The sequence below is a fragment of the Thiocystis violacea genome (genome assembly GCF_016583565.1).
Lineage (GTDB): Bacteria > Pseudomonadota > Gammaproteobacteria > Chromatiales > Chromatiaceae > Thiorhodococcus > Thiorhodococcus violaceus_A.
In genome coordinates, this window is sequence record NZ_NRRF01000053.1 from 1 (window position 1) to 18,776 (window position 18,776).

The following is an 18,776-nucleotide window of genomic DNA, read 5'->3' on the forward strand; positions in this document are numbered from 1 at the left end:
TCCACGCCGAGGCGGGGTGGTCGTGCAGGTGGGGGGGTGATGAATGGGGCGTTTTGAGGTGGCAGTTGTCAGTTGTCGGTTACCAGTGCTCCGTTCCGGGGGCGCCCTTGAAGGGGCCCAGGATCTCGTCGGTGATCCAGCCGCCGTAGAAGCCGCCGGCTTGCGCGCGCACCCGCTCGCCATTCAGGAAGCAGTCCACGCGTCCGGGATAGAAGCAGATCCAGCCGGCGATGGCGGCGAATGGCGCGAAGGGTTGCGGGTAATACCAGGCGACGTCTTGGCGGTCGGTCGCGGGGTTTGCGCGGCGCAGATAGGCGGCTTCGCCTTTCCACTCGCAGAAGCTCCGCGTGGATGACGGGCACAGGTGCGTCATGTCGACATCGCTTGGGGGGATGTAGATGGTCGGCGGACTTCCTGTCTCGCAGACCCGCATGGCGTGGCTGGAGCGCGCCAGAGGTTCGCTTCCCTGTCGGACCTCGACCGCTCTGGGCTCGGCGATGAGGGCGGGAGGGCGCGGGTAATCCCAGACGGATTCCTGTCCTGAGCCAGGATCGAGGGCCATGTCGGGGCGCTGCTGACCACGAAACCGCCACGCCGATCTGGCGCGCTCCAGTGCCTTGTCCTCTCCGCTCATGCTCGCCGTTCCTCGGGTGTGTGCGCTGCCTGGTTGCAAGTTGATTGCAAGCTCTGCTCTTCGCGGGCGTTCGTCCACTGCCGGCCCTCTGGACGGGCCGGCAAGCCAGGTGTGCGCCGCCTCAGATCATGTAGTTCAACGCCTCCTCGCCCGGATGCGGCAAGCCGGCGATCCGCCAGGCCTCACGGCAGGATCCGAACAGGCGCCGCACGGCGCTGCGGTCGAGACCATGGGTGCGGCACACTTGCGAGACTGGCGGCAGTGAGCCGTAGGTCATGTGGTGCTCGCGCATGTAGTAGATGACCGACCAGTGCTCTTGGGTCAGCGGCCAGACGCCATCCAGTCTGGCGATGAAGCGCGCCATGCCCCGGTTCCAGAGACCCGGATCGACGAGAAACCCCTCGCCGTCGAGCGGAAGGGGACGACGCCCGGCAACCGCCTGATTGTGACTGCTAAGCTGTCGCATGATGTTGGGCTCCTAGAGTCGCTGCTGGGTTGACGATGGGAGATGGAACCTGCCTCGTCGGTATAGTTGATAAATCTAGTCTGCTTTTGGTTCCCGTCAACCTGGTCGTGGAGCGCGTGGCAATCATCAGAGCCTCAGGGATGCTGGTCTCACAGGCAGGTGCCGCCGTCGCGGTGCCCCAATCCGCGGACGGTCGGTCTTGCTGTTGCCCGGCTGGTCCCGCTCAAAGAGAAACCCTTCATGCGAGTCCGAATCCTCTTTCGTTTGTTCGCTGGCCTGGGGCTGGTGCTGCCGGTCGTGGCCGAAGGTGCCACCATGCTCGTGCCGGATCGGCCTTCACCTCAAGCGGCGGGGACCACCATCGGTTTCATGATCGGCGCCGCCGGGGCGGCGACGGAGCTCTACCGGCTGAGCGTCGCTCCGGCGCAGGGTCCGGCGCGCGGCCATGTCGTCTACGACTATTCGCGCGACAACGTCCTGGAGTGGACGGTGATTGATCCGGGGGTCTACCGCGTCACCGCTGGCGTGCTCGACACGGCGACGGGCCAGGAGACCTTTGCCGATCAGCTCTTCACCATCAACCCCGCGGTTCCGCCGGACACCGACTGGGCTGTCGCGCTGCCGACGCGCAACCCCCTGGTCGCGCTCTACGTGGCACCGCCGTGCCCGCCGCGCGCGCTGGCGCGCGTGCGGTTCTTCGCGCCGTCCGTCGGCATCCAGCAGACGACGAGTCCGAAGCGCTGCGCGCCCGGAACGCCGCTGCACCTCTATGTCGCGGGCATGCGCGAGGACACGGCCTATGAGCTGTGGCAGGAGCTGCTGGCGCCGGACGGCAGCCTGCTCGGCCAGTCCCCACCCACCCCGTTCGTGACGGGCCGGGCCGGCATCGCCGTCTCGCCGGGCACCGCGACGATCCCAGCCGGCCCGCTGGCGAGCGCGTCCGAGCCGGTGATCTGGAATTCGCCCTTCATCGGGGCCATGGGGGTCGGAAACGCTCAGGCGACCGATCTGGAGGGCCACCTGATCTGGTATCTCGACGAGCCCGCCTGGTCGCTACGTCCAAGCAGCGAGGGGACCCTTTGGCTCGTGAAGCGAGATCCGGTCACGGGTATCCAGGATAACCTGCTCGTCAAGACGGACCTGCTCGGCAACGTCGTGAAGCAGACCAGCGTCGATGCCATGAATCATCGGCTCGGGCAGCTCGGCTACGACGATCGGATCACCAACTTCCACCACGACGTCCGCGACCTCCCCGACGGCAACATTGGCGTCATCTCCACCGTGGAGCGCCTGGTCACCGATGTGCAGGGGCCTGGCGAGGTGTCGGTCATCGCCGACATGATCCTGGTCACCAACCAGGATTTCGAGATCCAGTGGATCTGGAACGGTTGGGACCACCTGGACCCCGCCCGGCTCGCGACGCTTGGGGAGACCTGCACGCTGGGCGCCGCCGGCTGTCCGCCCTTCTTCCTGGCGGACCAGACCAACGACTGGATGCACGCGAACGCCCTGGCCTATACGCCGGACGGCAACCTGCTCCTGTCCGTGCGCCATCAGGACTGGATCCTCAAGATCGCCTACGCGGACGGCGCGGGCGACGGCCGCATCCTCTGGCGGCTTGGTCCGGAGGGCGACTTCACGCTCGTTGGCGGCGGCGACGACGACTGGTTTTCGCACGTCCACGATCCGAGCTTCATCAGCGACAACCAGATCATCCTCTTCGACAACAGCAACCTGCGATGCGCGTCCGCCGAGGCCCCCGCCGACTGCCAGAGCCGCGGGCAGATCTGGGAGATCGACGAGGCAGCGATGACGGCCCGGCTCGCCTTCAACACGGATCTCGGCGACTACGCCTTCGCCGTCGGCTCCGCCCAGCCGCTCGCGAACGGCAACACCTGGTTCAACTCCGGCATGATCGGCACCGGCGAGGCTCCGCGCGCGACGCTGCAGGAGGTGGACCCGGATGGGGTCAGGGTCTTCCAGCGCGATCTCAACGTCTTCCAGTACCGCTCCTATCGCCTGGCCGACCTCTATACGGCGCCGCCGTCCTGGGGTGTGCGCCCGCGTCCCTGGCAGGAGGGTCCGGCGGGCTGTCCGGGTGACGCCGGCCGTCCCTGCCGGCCGTTGGCGGTTGGCCCGGATCGGGCGCCATCGATGTCCCCAGACCACAAAGGATCTGGATCCGAGCGCAACGGGAATCGGCGTTGATGCACCTGTCCTGCATCAACCTTGCGCCGGCGAAGTGCTAACCTGAGAAGGTTGCGCTGTGAGACAGGTGTCTGCGATGGAGTATCTGATTCCGGATGGGGTGTCCGCTGCGGCGGTCGAAGGTGAAATCCTGGCGCGCCTGAACTGTCATCCGGAGACTGTCGACCCGGTCGAAACCATCTACTACGACACCTTCGATTGGGCGGTTTACGGCGCGGGCGGCCTCCTGTGGCACCGTGGCGGCACCCTCGGCTGGCTATCCCTGCGTGACGGCGCCAGCTTGACCCAACCCCTGGAAGAGCCACCCGGCATGGTTGGCGATTTGGGGCCGGGTGACGTCAGGGCACGAATCCCGGCGGCGGCCGACATCCGGCGTCTGCTCCCGGTGGTGCGTATCCGCACCCGAACCCGGATGCTCCGGGGGGCGGACGAAACCGCCAACACCGTCGCGCATCTCGCGATTACCTCCCATCGCGCGGAAGACCCGGCGACTGGCCGGACGGCGAGGCTGCCCGCCCGGCTGCGCATCCAGGGCGCTGCCGACCATGACGACGACCTCGACAGACTGGTCGTCTTGGTCGAGGGCAGGCTTGGGCTGGAGCCGGCGGCGATGCCGTTGCCCCTGGAGGCGCTGGCGGCCCTCGGCCGCTCGCCGGGTGGCTACGCGTCCAAGCCGATGATCCCATTGGACCCGCGGGCGCGCGCTGATGCCGTGGTCAAGCAGGTTCTGCGCGAGCTGCTCGACATCCTGGAGGCCAATGTCGCGGGCGCGCGAGCGAATTGGGATTCCGAGTTCCTGCACGATCTGCGCGTCGCGACGCGCCGCACGCGTTCGGTGCTGACCCAGCTCGAGGACGTCTTTCCGCGCGAGCGGATCGGCGGCTTCCGGGACGGCTTCGCCTGGCTTCAGCAGGTGACCGGGCCGGTTCGCGATCTCGATGTCTACCTGCTGGCCTTCGACGGTTATCGGGCCAGCCTTCCGCCGTCCTTGGGACCCAAGCTGGAGCCGTTACGGGCCTTCTTGCGCACACGCCATGAGGCGGCGCACGCCGAGCTCGCCGCGGCGCTCGATTCCGGGCGGTTCAAGGATCTCGTGCGCGACTGGCGTGACGTCCTGGAGGCACCTGCCGCGAGCCCTTCGGCGGCGGCTGATGCCGCCCGCCCGATCAAGCGGGTGGTGGATGCGCGCATCCGGCGTTTGGCGAAACGTGTGCGGCGGGAGGGCAGGGCGATCCAAGCGGATTCACCGCCGACGCAGCTGCACGCGCTACGCAAGCGCTGCAAGAAGCTCCGCTATCTCATGGAGCTGTTCAAGAGTCTCTATCCCGACGCCGCCATCAAACCGATCATCAAACAGCTCAAGGTGCTGCTCGATCAGCTCGGGACCTTTCAAGACCTCGCGGTGCAGGCCGAGCATCTGGAGGACATCGCCGAGCAGATGTACGCCGCGGGCGAGGCGGCGCCCGGCACCCTGCTGGCCATGGGCGCACTCGTTGGCAGCCTGCTCGAGCGCCAGATGCGCGCGCGGGATGGTTTTGCGGAGGTCTTCGCCGCCTTCGACGATCCTGGGCAATGGGCGCGTTACAGGGCGCTGTTCTGGGCTTCAGGGTCAAAACGAAAGGGTCGGTAACCTTGGGGCGAGCGGCCAACTGAACAGTCTGCTGTCGCGATCTCGACTCGATGCCGATCCGCCAGGCTCAGGCGAAATACCTCTTCATCGCCAGGAACTTCTTCTCCACGAGGTAGTAAGAGGCGGCCGCGAGTAGGACGGAGGCGCAGACGACGAGGGGGAGGAAGATGAAGGCGTTTTCGACCAGCGCCTTCGGCAGCCGCTCGCCGAGCAGGACACGCAGCGGGTAGTGGATGATGTAGAGGCTGTAGGAGATGTTGCCGAGGAAGACCAGTGGCCTGGTCTCCAGCAGACGCACGACGGGACTGTCCGGCCGCTCGACGACGTAGGCGATGAAGCCGCTGGCGGCCAGCATCAGCAAGGCATACTTGTAGGGGATGTCGAGCGGGAGCGCATGGACGGCCAACACCGGCATGGCCGCGAGGCTCAGGGCCCCCAGCCAGTGCTGGCCGAGGAAGGCCGGCAGCCGCTCGCGGTTGAGCGCGATGAAACCGCCGCCCAAGGCGAACCCGATCCCGGTGAAGGGGAGCAAGTAGAGGAGCCCTTCCCCGGCACCGAGAAACCAGGCGCCGAACATGATCCCGACGCAGAGCGCGAAGAGCAGGAGCACCACGGCGGCATGGCGGCTCGCGGGGATGGCCAGGAGGAGGGGGGCGAGGACGATGTAGAACTGCTGCTCGACCGCCAGGCTCCAGGTGTGGGTGAAGATTCCCCAGGAGTGACTGACGAGGGCGATGAAGAAGTTCTGCAGATAGGTGAGATACCAGAGCGCTTCCCGGTAGAAGTGCCCGCCGAGCAGATAGCGGTCGACCAGGATGGTGAGCGCCAGCGCCATGTAATAGGCGGGAAAGATCCGCAAGGCGCGCCGGGTCCAGAAGTTCTTCAGTGAACTCCGGAAGACCGAGCGGCCCTGCTCCATCTTGAGCCGCTCATTGCGGAGGATATTGGTGATGAGAAAGCCGCTGAGAACGAAGAAGACGAAGACCGCAACCGCGGCCAGGTCGATTGGCAGAAAGATGGTGTGATGGATGACCACGACCAGTGCGGCGACGCCGCGCGTGCCGTCGAAGCCGCTGACATGGCCCGTCCCTTTCCTGTCTTGGGTGGTCACCGCTCGACCCGCATGGCGTGCCCAGTCGCGCTCAGTAACGTTGGCGTCCGACGACACCGCCGAGACCGTCTTTCCAGGCGAAGAAGGCTGCCCGGAAGGTCTGTCTGGAGCGGTTGGTTCGCACATAGGCGATGGTCAGCAGGAACATGAAGAGGATGAAGAGGTAACGCGAATAGCGCGGGACATAGATGAGTCCCGCGATCTTGCGGCGCATCAGGAAGCGGTTGCGGATGTCGTAGTAGATCTTAAATGGCGAGTAGTAGGCCGGGCCGGGCTTGATCTTCTTGTTGAGCCGGGCGCGGCTCACGTAGGTGACCGTGGTATGGAAGGCGGCCTTGAAGCCGAAGAGTCCGTCGTCGCCATAGACGAAGAAGTCTTTTTCGGGCAGGCCGACCTTGGCGACCACCCCATCCGAGACGAGCATGCCCTCGAAGCAGGCCACCTGCATGACGCACCAGTCCTTGCCATTGCGGAAGGAGAGGTTGTGCAGCCCGGCCTGATAGGTCGTGATGGGGTCGAAGATGTGCTCCCACTCGTGCGCGGTGCCGTCGGCATAGAGCACCAAGGGGTGAATGCACTCCGAGATGTTGCGGTAGCTCAGTAACTGCTCCAGGCAGTCTTGTTCCGGCTCGACATCGTCGTCGAGCAGCCAGTACCAGTCGAAACCGGCCTCGCGAGCGAGCCGCAACCCCTCGTGAAAACCGCCTGCTCCGCCGGTGTTCTCGGGCATCTGGGTATAGTCGATGCGCGCGTGGCTGAGGTAGCCGGCGGATTCGAGCAGCTCGCGGGTGCCGTCCGTGCTGGCGTTGTCGATCAGGAAGATCCGCTCGATCGCCAGGCTCTGCCCCAGAATGCCCCGCAGGGCCTCCAGAAGCATCGCTTTGCGGTTGTAGGTGACGAGGACGACGGCGATGCGATCAGGTGCGCTCATGATCGTACGACTTGCCGCGAACCAGGGTCTTCAGGGCCGAGTAGGCGCGATAGAGGAGCGTTTTTTCGATCCGCTTGCGATAGCGATTGAAGCGGGACTCCATGATGTTGTTCTGCTCCACGATGAGCCCCAGCGCAAACAGCTGGCCATAGTCGAGCGAGCCCCTCTGGAGGCTCTGTCTGATCCATTTGTTCACCATGCGCGACCTGTAGATGTCGTGCAGATCGCTGTCCGCGATCACCGAATTGCCCAAACCGTTCTTGACCTTCGGCCGCTGATGCCAGAACGCGAGGTATTCCGGGTGGACCCTGATGTCGTAGCGCTCCAGAAACCGGATGTTGAACTCCCAGTCCCCGATGACCGGCAGGGTCTCATCGAACATCCCGATCTCGTCGAGGACGGCGCGCTCGAAGAGGAAACACACGGGCGTGAAGCGATTCACGGCCAGCAGGCAGAGCATGTCGATGGCTTTCAGCCAGCCGTTGAAGTCCTTGCGACCGATCTCGCGGATCTGCGTGCCGCGGATCTCCTCTAGGACGATCTCCGTGTGGCAGAACACGCCGCGGGTGTCGGGCCAGGTCTCGCGCTGCAGGACCTCCACCATGACCTGCAGGAAGCGGGGATCCCAGGTGTCGTCGTCATCCAGGATGACCAGGTAGCGCGACTGAGAGGCGCGGATGCCGACGTTGGAGGCGGCCTCCATCCCCAGCGATTGGGGATTGTGGATGACCTTGAGACGGCCTCGGTACGGCTCCCGATAGCCTTCGAGCAGCCGGTCGACCTCATCGGCGTCACCGCCGTCATTGACGATGACGTGGACCCAGTCCGCGCTCGTCTGCGCCAGAACCGTCTTGACGCAGCGTTCCAGCAGCAGGGCGCGGTTCTTGGTTCGGGTAATGATTGCAACGAGCGGATCCGTGTGGGTCATCGTTATAGTTGGCGTCAAGGGACATCAGGCAGCATAAAAGAACGCGATTTTAGGGAAGGCACAATTCCTTTGCAAAGCGCGGGGATTTTCGGGTGTGACCACAACTGATGACTGGCGGGGGGAGGTGGGCCGAGGTACGAGGCCCACCGCATCATGGCACCCTCGAAGGCCGCCGCTGACCCGCATGGCCACCGGCGGACGCGACTAGCCCGCGTACTTACGGATCAGGCCCTTGAGTGCGCGCGCACCCTTGTACAAGGTACCTGGTTCGCGCGGGGCGTGGGCGAGACCGCCGTGATGGCTGGGGAGCGTCGAATAGGGGCTCTGGGTCTCGCGGATGATGGTCATCTCGTCGACCCAGCGGTCGTTGATGATTCTCACGGGCTCCCAGTCGCCATGGGCGCCGGCCTTGCCGAAGGTCGTGAAGCAGTCGATGAGGTTGGGTCCGCCCCAATTGAGGGTCTCCTGCGCAAGGACCTGGCCGCCGCAGGCTTCGACCAACTCCTTGAAAGTGTCCGCCGAAACCGATGAGGCGCGGCTGTGCGGGTTGTCCGTCTCGGGGGGCATTTCGTTGAAATTGGAGTGGTGGATGAAGGCGACGCCCCGATCGGAGAGCTTGCTCAGCAGCTGCGGCATGTATTGGCGCAGGACATCCATCTCGGCATGGACGAGCGAATCGAAGGTGAAGATGAAGTCGAAGGCGCCATCGGGGGCGTCGCCGAGCGAAATCCCGTCGTTCTGAAAGAAGGATGCCTGGGGCGCCCTGGCGAAGCGGCGCTTACAGGCGTCGATCGCCTGGCCCGAGAGGTCGATGCCGACATAGGATTCGCAGTACTGCAGGAGATAGCGCGTCCAGCGGCCATGTCCGGGGGCGATTTCCAGCACCTTGGTCGCGGGCAGATGGCGATGAATGCGCGGGTAGATGGAACCGAACCACTGCGCCTCGCTCCCGCCCCACCAGGAACTCCACTCCTCGCCCTCCAAGGTCCAGTCGTAGTTCTGATCCCACAGGGCCAGATTCCAGCTGATGTCCGGCATCGATTCTCTCCACTCAGGCGTGCGTTCAGTGTTCCAAGGCCATTCGCGCCTGCCTGGGTCTGGGGCCTCGGCCGGCGCGCGGACCTGCTATCCTTGCCGGCCATCTGAACCCCGCGAAGCAACCGGCAGCTGGCGGACGGCAGACGAAAAAGCGATCCGCGCAGTATATCAGCTCGATGTGCGCATGACGGTTGCTTTCGCCGTGCCGCGACCCGGGTTGGGCGGGCCGGCGTGCGCTGCCGCGCCGGCTTGGTCGCGCGCGGGGATATCCTCGATCTGCGAACGACGGTGTTGCTCCATGACCTTGGCCTTTTGCTTCAGGATTCGCGCATGGCGACGCTAGCCTGGCTGATTCCCAGGCTGGTGGCTGGCTCGGGCGGCATTCGCACCATGTTCCAGCAGGCCAAGGCGTTGGAGGAGGCGGGGCATCCTTGCCACCTCTACATCGAGGGTGTCGGGAGCGACGAGGCGGCGTGCCGCTCCATCCAACGCCTCTTTGGCTACGCCTTCGCTCGCGCACGCTACGGATGGGGCGCCATCGCACCGGCGGATGCCGTCATCGCCACCATTTGGTATTCGGCGGCGATCGTGCGCGACCTCCCCTTCGACTGTCGCCGGCTCTACTTCGTGCAGGACTACGAGGCCTGGTTCAGCGCCATGGGCGACACCTACCTGCGCGCGGAGGCCTCCTATCTCACCGGCCTCACCCCGGTGACCATCGGGCGCTGGCTGAAGCACAGGCTCAGGTCGCAATTCGGTCTGCCGGCCTACCACTTCGATTTCGGCGCGGATCTCGCGATCTACCGCCCGCTGCCCGACGAGCCCCGTGAGTTGGCCGTCTGCTTCCTCTATCAGCCGGAGAAGCCGCGCCGCTGCGCGCGCATCGGGCTGGATGCCCTTTCGATCGTCAAGCACCTGAGGCCCGAGGTGCAGATCTATCTCTATGGTTCTCGGGAGAAGGGGCGGGCCTCGCCCGAATACGCGCATCTGGGCCTGCTGCGCGTCGAAGCATGCAATGCCCTCTACAATCGCTGCGCGGTTGGCCTCAGTCTCAGCGCTTCCAACCCGTCGCGTGTGCCCTTCGAGATGATGGCCGCCGGACTGCCGGTGGTCGAGCTGTGGCGCGAACCGACCCTCTACGACTTCCCGCAGGAGGCCGTTCTGCTCGCCCAGCCGCGGCCGGAGGCCCTCGCCGAGGCCATCCTGCAACTGCTGGAGGATGAGGCGCTGCGCACGCGCATGGGGACGGCCGGCACGCGCTTCATGCAGCGGCGCGGTGCCGACACCGAGGTCCGTCAGTTCGTCGGCGCGGTGGAGCGCGTCCTCGCGGGGGGCGAGCCGGACTTCGAGGCAACGGACGCTCCGATGTACCAAGCTCCGGCGGTGGGGGCTGGTGATCGGGTCGGGTCGCTCCCACTCTCTCTGCTCTCCCGGATCAATGCCCCGCCCAACGCCTTCATCAACAGCCTGAGCCCGCTGCTGCGAGGGCTCGTTGGGATCGGCGGGCGCTTGGCGCGCCGTCTCCTGGAGAGCCGCTGACAGGCGTCCCGAGCGGCGTCGAAGTGACCGAATCCCAGCAAAGATGCTACCCTCCGAGGCCATTTCGCTCGGATGGAGCAGGCGCTTACCAGGTCTGGACGATCAACGAGACACCGGCGAGCGCGCGCCGTTGCCTTGGGGGCTGCCGGTTGTCATCCGAGTTCGACACCGGCGCCCTGACGTGAACGGCGCCCGGACCCAAACGATTTGTTGAGCCATTCGATACGAGCAGGGCTGCTGCCTAGGTGACCATTGGCGACCATCGATCCCAGCTACTCCGTCAAGGCCATGCCGGCGCGACTCGGTATCGAGGCGTCTGCCTCATGCCCTGAGGCCGAGCAGAGTCGGCCAGGCCCCGCCAGTCAGCTCAGGCGCGAGCGCCACCGCCTGTTTCGCCAGATCGATCAGGAGGCACTCGAGGCGGCCGCCAGCCTGGGCGAGGGCATGGACGCGGCCCGCCGCGCACTCTTCGGGCTCGGCGTGCGCTCGGCGCCTTTGTTCTTCGGCTTTGCGCTCTTCATCGCCGAGCAGAGCCGGGTCGACCGGGTCAGCCGGCTGTGCTTCTTCACGCGCGAGGGCGAGCTCTTCCATCAGGTGTTCGAGCGCGTCTTCCCCGAGGGGCGTTTCGCCGGCCTCGAGCTGCCGCCCGCGGAGATCCTCGAGGTGAGCCGTCTGGCCACCTTCTCCGCCTCGCTCGGCTCCCTGAGCCTCAAGGAGATGATGCGGCTGTGGACCCTGTACAGCAGCCAATCCATCTTCGCCCTCGGCAAATCGCTCGGGATCGAGCCCGAGCAGCTCGGTCTCTCCTGCGCACGCCATGGGATCGCCCTCGCGGAGGACATCATCCGCCCCTGGGAGGACGATCGGGTGGCGCGGTTGTTCGCCGACGCGGATTTCAAGCGCATCGTCATCGACAAGATCGAGCGGGATCGCCAGGCGGCCGCGCTCTACTTCGAGCGGCGCGGCGTCGCCACGGCGGGCGATACGGTCGGTATCGTGGATATCGGTTGGCGCGGCACCATTCAGGACAACATCGCCTTGATGCTGCCCCAGACCCGCTTCGTCGGCTACTACATGGGTCTGCAGCGGTTCCTCAACGTGCAGCCGCCTAATTGCCTCAAGAAGGCATTCGGCCCCAATGCCAACCGCGATCTGCTCTTCAGCCATCTGCTCGACGCCGTCTCGCCGATGGAGATGCTGTGCAATTCGCCGCACGGCAGTGTCATGGGGTACCGCACGGACGGCAATGGCGATGCCGTGGCGATCCGTCTGACGGAGGCCTCGGAGACGGCCATCTATACCGACACCGTCCGCCACTTCCAGGACGGCGTCCTCTTCGCCCTACCGTTCTGGTCCGCGCGGATGGAGCCGGCTGGCCTGCGCAGCGCGGAGCTGCGCGAGATGGCCTGCGGCATCTGGACGAGCCTGATCACCAAGCCGGACAGGCAGATCTCCGAGGCCTACGCGGCGCTCAACCACAACGACGTGTTCGGCGTCGGCTGCTTCGTCGACAAGAAGGTCGTCCCCTCGCCGATCAAACTCTTGCGCAGCCTGGTCTTCTCCAGGGATCGCCGCGACGTCATCCTCTACATCAAGCAGACCCAGTGGACGTCCGGTCTCTGGCATCGGCGCGATCTCGCCGTGCTGCACAAGGCCGTTCTCGTTGCCGCCCTGTCGACGGGGCGGGCCTATAAGCGCACCCGCATGTGGATGCAGCACCATTGGAAGCATAAGGGCCAGATTGGGGAGTGAGCGGCGCCCAGGGCGGCGGTCCGACCGATGGGCGAAGTGTGAACCTATCTCCGTTTCCATCCGTTTTTCCGCGCCCTCGACCGGCCACTCCGCGCTAGAATGACCTTGGCAAGCCCCGCGCGCGCGAGCCGCGGTTGCGACCTCGACGCCTGCTCGGGGCCGGATTCGACTCGTCGGAGCCTGTTGCGGCGAACCTGGAGCCAGCACTTGGAGCCATCCCACCATGCCCATGGCCAGCGAGTATTTCGATTTCCACCAGCGGATGCTGGGGCAGGGCGTGATCTTCTCCTTCGTCGGCTATGTGTCCGAGGGCATCCTCTTCTCGCTGGGCGAGGCCCTCAAGCAGAAGATGCGACTGGAGGCCACGGACGCCAACGTCACCAAGCGTGTCTTCTCGATCTTCGTCGAGCAGGTCCAGAACATCATCCGCTACTCGGCCGAGCGGATCGAGGCCGAGTCTGGACTGCCCTCCGAGATGAGCTCGGGGATGATCACCGTCGGCCACGACGAGACCCATTTCTTCGTCGTCTGCGGCAACATCGTGCGCCGCGCGGAGGGCGAGGAGTTGCAACGGCGGCTTGCGCAGCTGGCCGTCATGGATCCCGACTCCATCAAGGCCTACTACCGAGAGAAGCTGCGCGAGCCGTCCGAGGAGAACAGCCGCGGCGCCAGCATCGGATTGATCGAGATCGCCCGCCGATCCACCCGTCCGATCGAGTTCGGTCTGACCGACCTGGGTGACGAGCGCGCCTTCTTCTGTCTCAAGGCCTTCATCTGACGCCTGACAATCAGCGACCCGATGGACACACTCTATCTGCCCCAAACTCAGCGCTCGCCCCTGGTCGAGCTCGACGCCGCCAATCACCGGCTGAGGATCGAGGGGGAGTCCTATCCCGAGGATGCCGCCGCCTTCTTCGGACCCGTGATGCGGGCGCTCGATGAGTATCTGGACGCGGTCAGGGAGCGCCCGCCCGCCCGGGAGCTCATCGTCGATCTGCGCATGCTCTACTTCAATAGCAGCAGCGCCAAGGCGCTCATGAATCTCTTTCAGCGGCTTGAGTCAACAGCCCGCGACGGGGTGGAGATCCAGGTCAACTGGCACTATGACGCCGACGACGAGACCATGATGGAGTTCGGCGAGGACTTCAGCGAGGATTTCGCGGCGGCCCGTTTCAGTCTCTGTGTCTCGGATAGCCATGTCACCTGAAGCCCTGCCCACCAACCAGCTCCCCGCGGCGCAGGAAGCCTACTCGCTCTATGCCCACGAGGAGGCGGTCATCCGACAGGCCGAGGAGATGGTCGACAAGCTCGACAATGTCTCCGGCGGCGTGCGCGCCCTGGCTGACGCCTATCGCGACGGCTACCGCGAGACCGCGCGCCTGGTGCGCATCAGCGACCGCATGCAACTGGATCTCCATGAGGCGAATCGCACCCTCAGGGAGCAGGCCGCGGACCTCAAACGCCTCAACGACGCCCTGCACACGGAGATCGAGCGCCGCGAGCAACTCGAACAGGAGCTCAGGCGCATCGCCTCCATCGACGAGCTGACCGGGACCCATACCCGGCGCCACCTGCTCGAGCTTGGCGAACACGAGCAGCGGCGCCGCGCGCGTCACGGCCAGGTCATGGCCGCCCTCATGATGGATCTGGACCACTTCAAGCGCATCAATGACGGCTTTGGCCATGCCGCGGGCGATCAGGTGCTGCGCGACTTCGGCTTTCTGCTGCGCTCGAGCCTGCGCAAGGGAGACATCGCCGGACGTTTCGGCGGCGAGGAGTTCCTGGCACTCCTCCCCGAGACCGATCTGGACACGGCGCAGGCGGTGGCCGAGCGGCTGTGCGAGCGTGTGCGCGACAACCGCACGCTGTGGAAGGACCAGATCTTGTGCATCACCGTCAGCGTCGGTGTCGTCGCCGTGCTGCCCGACGAGCTGCTGGAGAAGGCCATTGGCCGCGCCGACCAGGCCCTTTATGCGGCCAAGCGCGCGGGACGCGACCGTGTGGTGGTCGACCATCCGGCCCGCGCGAGCGGCTAGCCCGGCATGCGCGCGCCGCGCCTCTCGCTGTTGCTCCTCTGCCTGCTGTGCTGGCCTGCCGTGGCCCCCTTGATGGCGGCGACCCCGCGCTATGTGGTGGGTGTCGAAAACATCGACTACCGACCCTTTCAGGCCGGTCACGCCGGCGTCTTCGAGGGGTTCGGCCGCGAGCTGCTGGATGCCTTCGCCGCCGCCGAGGGGATCGAGCTGACCTATCGGCCCTTGCCCCCGCCGCGTCTGCTCGCGAGCCTCTTGCAGGATCGCATCGACTTCAAGTATCCGGACGACCCCGCCTGGCGGGCGGATCTGCGTGAGGGTCATGCGATTCGCTACAGCCGTCCCGTCGTCGGCTATCTGGATGGAACCCTGGTCTTGCCCGCGCATCTGGGGCGGCCCGCGACGGCCATCCGGACCCTGGGCACGGTGGTGGGCTTCACCCCGATCGCCTGGCTCGAGCCGCTGCGCGCCGGACGGGTGATGCTCCGGGAGAACGCCGACTTCGACGCACTCTTTCAGCAAGTCCTTAGCCAGCGGCTGGATGCCGCCTACGCCAATGTGGCCGTGGCGCGCGAACAATCCCGACGCATTCTGGGCCGTCCAGATGCCTTGGGCTTCGATCCCAGCCTCCCCAGCACGCGCGGCGATTACCGCCTCTCGACGGTCCGTCACCCCGAGCTGCTGCAGCGCTTCGATGCCTGGCTCGACGGGCAGGCGGCACTGGTGAATGGGCTCAAGCGCCGCGCCGGCTTGACCGAGTCCGAGTGATTCAAGGACAGCCGCCATGGTCGCGACTCTCTCCGCCGAGCGCGTGATTCCGCGCCTGCGGGGTCTCACCTTCAAGCAGGCGGCGATCACCCTGCTGGTGGTGCTGGTCCTCGGGGTGGCGATGGGTGTGCTCCAGCTCTTTCTGGACTGGCGCGGCATGCGTGAGGAGGTCCGTGAGGGGATGGAACGGACCCTGGCGCTGGTCGAGGGCTCGGCCTCCGAGGCCCTCTACCAACTGCACCCGGAGCTGGGGCGTCAGCTGGTACAGGGGCTCTTCGTCTTCGATGCCGTCCAGCGCGTCGAGCTGCGGGACGACTTCGGTCAGGTGCTGGCCGAGCAGACGCGCGCTCCCGGCGCCGCGACGCTCAAGACCGGCTGGGGCTGGCTGTTCGAGGACGTCATCCACTTTCGCCTCCCGTTGCGCTATGCCGCCTCCGGCGCGACGGCGGCGGACGTCGGTGTGCTCGAGGTCGCGCTCTCGCCGGACGTGCTGGCCCGGCGCTTTCGGCAACAGGCGATGCGCGACGCCCTGTTCGGGATCGCGCGCGCCGTCTTCATCTCCCTCCTGGTCGTCGTCATCTTCTACTTCATGATCACCCGGCCCTTGCTGCGTCTCTCCTCGGCCATCGCCGGCGCGGATCCGACCCGCCCCGGTGCCTGGGTGCCGCCGCGGCTCGCCGGGCACGAGCGTGACGAGATGGGCCTCTTGCTCGCGCACCTGGACAGGCTGCTGCGTGCCTCCCAGGCAGGACTCGACGCGCGCGACCACGCGCAGCGCGAGCTGACCGCGCTCACCCAAGACCTCGAGCAGCGCGTGCAAGCGCGAACCCTGGACCTTGAGCGCGCACTCGAGCAGCTCGAAGGACAGAAGGCCGAGGTCGAGCGTGCCTTCGCGGAGCTGGGCCGGACCCACCGGCGGTTGAGCGAGGCCAATGGGCTGTTGCTCGAGAGCCACCGCTATGCCCGGCGGATCCAGACGGCGATGCTGCCGGATGCGCGGGCGCTCGGCGACGCGGTGCGCGAGATCCATGTGTTGTGGGAGCCGCTGCATCTGGTGGGCGGGGACTGGTACTGGCTGGAGCGCCGTGGCGAGCAGTGTCTGATCCTGGTCGCCGATTGCACCGGGCACGGCGTGCCGGGCGCCTTCATCACCCTGGTGCTGGCCTCGGCGGCCGAGCAGGTGCTGCGCGAGTCGCGCGTCTGGGACCCGGCCGCCATCCTGCTGGCACTGGACGAGCAGGTGCGGCGGCGTCTGCGACAGGACCAGGTGCCCGAAGGTGTCGGGCTCGAGTCGGACGATGGGCTGGACGCGGCCATCCTCCTCTGGGACGCGGGCTCATCTCGCCTGACCTTCGCGAGCGTGGGCGGGATGCCCTTGGTGGAGGTCGCCGCGGATGGCGCGGCACGGACGATCCGCGGTTCGCGCGGCCATCTGGGCTATCAGACGCTGCCGTCGCCGCCGCGCGTCGTCAATCATCCCATCCAGGTCAGGCCGGGCGCGGTCTACTTCCTGATGACGGACGGTATCGTCGATCAGATGGGCCGCGAGCGCCGCCGCTTGCTCGGCAGGCGCCCCGTCGTCGAGTGGCTTCAGGCCAATGCCGGTCGTGGGCTGGAGGACCAGATCGAGGGTCTCCGCGGGATGCTGGAGGACTATCGGGGCGGGGAGCCACGCCGCGACGACATGACACTCGTCGGCGTGCGGCTCATGTGAGCCTCAGGGGATGATGTCCGTGATCTTCCAGTCGCTCCCGACCAGGCTGAAGCGCACGTGGGTGGCGCCCTCGCCGAGCTTGCCGATGCGAATCAGGAAGCGGTTGTAGGATTCGAAGAAGGCGAAGTCGATCCCCGCGAGCAGGTAGGGCGGACTCTGACCCGTCGCCTCGGTGACGGCGCCGCGCAGGGTCTCGCGCACCCAGTCGATGGTGATCGCCTGCTCCAGTGCCGAGTCGCCGAGTCGCTCCAGGTTCTGGCGAATCCAGCTGACCACGCTGTCCGGATCGTCGGTGGGCAGCACGCCCTGGACCCCGGCCGCCACGCGCTTCTTGTAATTGGCCCGGATCGCCGGGAGGTCCACCATCTGGGCCAGCTCGGCGGTGTCGTTCGCCGTGATGGCGTCGTCCAGGCGGTAGACGCTGTAATAGGGCCAGAGGCCGTAGCCGATGAGTGCCAGCAGGATAAAGTATCCGATGAACCGCATGCTGTTCGTCCCGAGCGCTGTGGTGGAGAAGCGGGGTGTCCGCACCCATTTGATCGATTGAGCCGGCGAGCGCCAGCGGCGTCAATTCTAACCGCATCGCCGCGGCGGATATAATCCCGGCCCGGCCATCGACGAGCCAGCGGGCGTTGCCATGCAGAGCGATTTTTCAGTAGATCAAGGGCCGTGCAGTCTCTCGGGGCTTGCGCGAGGCCGCGGAGTGGGAGCTGGACATGGATGTGACTGAGGGGCTCGAGACTTACCTGGTCGGCGGTGCCGTGCGCGACCAACTCCTGGGTCGGCGCGTGCGCGAGCGCGACTATGTCGTGATCGGATCCACGGCCGAGGAGATGCTCCGCCGCGGCTTTCTGCAGGTCGGCAAGGACTTTCCGGTCTTCCTGCACCCGCGCACCAAGGACGAGTACGCCCTGGCCCGCACCGAGCGCAAGACCGCGCCCGGCTACCACGGCTTCATGGTGCATGCCGATCCGGACGTGACCCTGGAGCAGGATCTGCTGCGCCGTGATCTCACCATCAACGCACTGGCGCTGGATGGGGACGGCCGCGTCATCGACCCCTACGGTGGTCTGGCCGATCTGCAGGCCAGAATCCTGCGCCACGTCTCGCCCGCCTTCGCCGAAGACCCGGTGCGCATCCTGCGGCTCGCCCGCTTCGCCGCGCGCTATGCGGACCTCGATTTCGGCATCGCGGAGGAAACCCTCGGGCTGATGCGCGCCATGGTCGCCGCGGGCGAGGTGGATGCCCTGGTGCCCGAGCGTGTCTGGCAGGAGATGGCGCGCGCCCTCCTGGAGGACCGGCCCTCGCGCTTCTTCGAGGTGCTGCGTGACTGCGGCGCCCTGGCGCGCCTGCTGCCAGAGCTGGACCGGCTCTGGGGTGTCGCGCAACCGCGGAAGTGGCACCCGGAGATCGATACCGGCGTGCATGTGATGCTGGTCCTCGATATGGCGGCGCGGCTCTCGGCCGAGCTGGAAGTCCGCTTCGCGGCGCTCTGCCACGACCTCGGCAAGGGCACCACGCCGCCCGAGATCCTGCCGCGCCACCATGGCCATGAGGAGCGTGGTCTCGGGCTGCTTGCGGAGGTCTGCGACCGCTTCAAGATCCCCAACCGTTGCCGCGAGCTGGCCCACATCACGGCCGGCTATCACGGTCTGGTGCACAAGGTCGAGGAGCTGCGCTCGGCGACCATCCTGGATCTGCTGGAGCGGACCGACGCCATCCGCCGCCCGGAGCGCTTCGCGCAGATGCTCACCGCCTGCGAGGCCGACTATCGCGGTCGCACGGGCTACGCGCAGCGCGCCTATCCCCAGGCGGAGATCCTGCGCGCGCTGCTCGCGGCGGTCACGGCGCTGGACGTTGGTGCCATCGCCCGCGAGGCCGCTGAGCCCAGGCTCATCCCTGAACGGATCCGCGCGGCGCGGATCGCGGCCATCAAGGCGACCCGTCGCCAGGCACGCTGACGCGCGTTTGTCCTTCCGGCCGCCTTGTCGCATCATGCGCGACCTTCGTTCGAACGGATCCAA

General features: G+C 66.4%; 17 protein-coding genes. 10 read left to right on the forward strand and 7 right to left on the reverse strand.

The genetic code is table 11. The annotated features are described in order from the left end of the window. Nucleotides 1-79: 79 nt before the first annotated feature. Nucleotides 80-634 (reverse strand): DUF427 domain-containing protein, encoded by a 555-nt coding sequence (locus tag CKO23_RS17865; RefSeq protein ID WP_200333183.1) that lies wholly within the window; start codon nucleotides 632-634, stop codon nucleotides 80-82. A 121-nt stretch (nucleotides 635-755) separates the two neighbouring features. After that, nucleotides 756-1,100 carry a TusE/DsrC/DsvC family sulfur relay protein gene (locus CKO23_RS17870; protein WP_200333184.1) on the reverse strand — a complete coding sequence of 115 codons (345 nt, stop codon included), beginning with the start codon at nucleotides 1,098-1,100 and terminating at the stop codon, nucleotides 756-758. Nucleotides 1,101-1,340: 240 nt separating this feature from the next. Between CKO23_RS17870 and CKO23_RS17875 the strand changes: the two genes are divergently transcribed. Continuing rightward, nucleotides 1,341-3,308, forward strand: a complete 1,968-nt coding sequence (locus CKO23_RS17875; protein WP_200333185.1) for an aryl-sulfate sulfotransferase — start codon at nucleotides 1,341-1,343, stop codon at nucleotides 3,306-3,308. A gap of 76 nt (nucleotides 3,309-3,384) precedes the next feature. Next, nucleotides 3,385-4,938: a CHAD domain-containing protein gene (locus CKO23_RS25785; RefSeq protein ID WP_242482539.1), complete on the forward strand. Its 1,554-nt coding sequence runs from the start codon at nucleotides 3,385-3,387 to the stop codon at nucleotides 4,936-4,938. Between the two features lie 67 nt (nucleotides 4,939-5,005). Here CKO23_RS25785 and CKO23_RS17885 read toward each other — a convergent pair whose 3' ends face one another. The 4 genes from CKO23_RS17885 to CKO23_RS17900 all read right to left on the reverse strand — a co-directional run bounded on the left by CKO23_RS17885 (nucleotide 5,006) and on the right by CKO23_RS17900 (nucleotide 8,946). Beyond that, nucleotides 5,006-6,049 (reverse strand): acyltransferase family protein, encoded by a 1,044-nt coding sequence (locus CKO23_RS17885; RefSeq protein ID WP_200333186.1) that lies wholly within the window; start codon nucleotides 6,047-6,049, stop codon nucleotides 5,006-5,008. 31 nt (nucleotides 6,050-6,080) lie between these two features. After that, nucleotides 6,081-6,980, reverse strand: coding sequence for a glycosyltransferase family 2 protein (locus CKO23_RS17890; RefSeq protein ID WP_200333187.1), 900 nt, complete (start codon nucleotides 6,978-6,980; stop codon nucleotides 6,081-6,083). After that, nucleotides 6,967-7,908 carry a glycosyltransferase family 2 protein gene (locus CKO23_RS17895; protein WP_200333188.1) on the reverse strand — a complete coding sequence of 314 codons (942 nt, stop codon included), beginning with the start codon at nucleotides 7,906-7,908 and terminating at the stop codon, nucleotides 6,967-6,969. The genes CKO23_RS17890 and CKO23_RS17895 overlap by 14 nt, the downstream gene beginning before the upstream one ends. Nucleotides 7,909-8,112: 204 nt before the next feature. After that, nucleotides 8,113-8,946, reverse strand: coding sequence for a class I SAM-dependent methyltransferase (locus CKO23_RS17900; RefSeq protein ID WP_200333189.1), 834 nt, complete (start codon nucleotides 8,944-8,946; stop codon nucleotides 8,113-8,115). A 330-nt stretch (nucleotides 8,947-9,276) separates the two neighbouring features. Between CKO23_RS17900 and CKO23_RS17905 the strand changes: the two genes are divergently transcribed. The 7 genes from CKO23_RS17905 to CKO23_RS17935 all read left to right on the forward strand — a co-directional run bounded on the left by CKO23_RS17905 (nucleotide 9,277) and on the right by CKO23_RS17935 (nucleotide 16,752). After that, nucleotides 9,277-10,485 carry a rhamnosyltransferase WsaF family glycosyltransferase gene (locus CKO23_RS17905; RefSeq protein WP_200333190.1) on the forward strand — a complete coding sequence of 403 codons (1,209 nt, stop codon included), beginning with the start codon at nucleotides 9,277-9,279 and terminating at the stop codon, nucleotides 10,483-10,485. 252 nt (nucleotides 10,486-10,737) lie between these two features. Next, entirely contained in the window at nucleotides 10,738-12,237 is a 1,500-nt protein-coding gene (locus CKO23_RS17910; RefSeq protein WP_200333191.1) for a hypothetical protein, read from the forward strand. A 223-nt stretch (nucleotides 12,238-12,460) separates the two neighbouring features. Continuing rightward, nucleotides 12,461-13,015 carry a SiaB family protein kinase gene (locus CKO23_RS17915; protein WP_200333192.1) on the forward strand — a complete coding sequence of 185 codons (555 nt, stop codon included), beginning with the start codon at nucleotides 12,461-12,463 and terminating at the stop codon, nucleotides 13,013-13,015. Nucleotides 13,016-13,036: 21 nt separating this feature from the next. After that, entirely contained in the window at nucleotides 13,037-13,444 is a 408-nt protein-coding gene (locus CKO23_RS17920) for a DUF1987 domain-containing protein (RefSeq protein ID WP_200333193.1), read from the forward strand. Beyond that, nucleotides 13,434-14,273: a GGDEF domain-containing protein gene (locus tag CKO23_RS17925; RefSeq protein ID WP_200333194.1), complete on the forward strand. Its 840-nt coding sequence runs from the start codon at nucleotides 13,434-13,436 to the stop codon at nucleotides 14,271-14,273. Before CKO23_RS17920 ends, CKO23_RS17925 begins: the two co-directional genes overlap by 11 nt. A 6-nt stretch (nucleotides 14,274-14,279) precedes the next feature. Beyond that, nucleotides 14,280-15,038 carry a transporter substrate-binding domain-containing protein gene (locus CKO23_RS17930; RefSeq protein ID WP_200333195.1) on the forward strand — a complete coding sequence of 253 codons (759 nt, stop codon included), beginning with the start codon at nucleotides 14,280-14,282 and terminating at the stop codon, nucleotides 15,036-15,038. Between the two features lie 16 nt (nucleotides 15,039-15,054). Beyond that, nucleotides 15,055-16,752, forward strand: a complete 1,698-nt coding sequence (locus CKO23_RS17935; protein WP_200333196.1) for a SpoIIE family protein phosphatase — start codon at nucleotides 15,055-15,057, stop codon at nucleotides 16,750-16,752. Between the two features lie 3 nt (nucleotides 16,753-16,755). Here the strand turns inward: CKO23_RS17935 and CKO23_RS17940 are convergent, their stop codons facing one another. Then, nucleotides 16,756-17,238, reverse strand: coding sequence for a DUF2939 domain-containing protein (locus CKO23_RS17940; RefSeq protein WP_200333197.1), 483 nt, complete (start codon nucleotides 17,236-17,238; stop codon nucleotides 16,756-16,758). A gap of 230 nt (nucleotides 17,239-17,468) precedes the next feature. Between CKO23_RS17940 and CKO23_RS17945 the strand changes: the two genes are divergently transcribed. Next, the gene (locus tag CKO23_RS17945) at nucleotides 17,469-18,713 is read left to right on the forward strand and encodes a multifunctional CCA addition/repair protein (protein WP_200333198.1); all 1,245 of its coding nucleotides are present in this window, start codon (nucleotides 17,469-17,471) and stop codon (nucleotides 18,711-18,713) included. The last annotated feature ends 63 nt before the right edge of the window (nucleotides 18,714-18,776 follow it).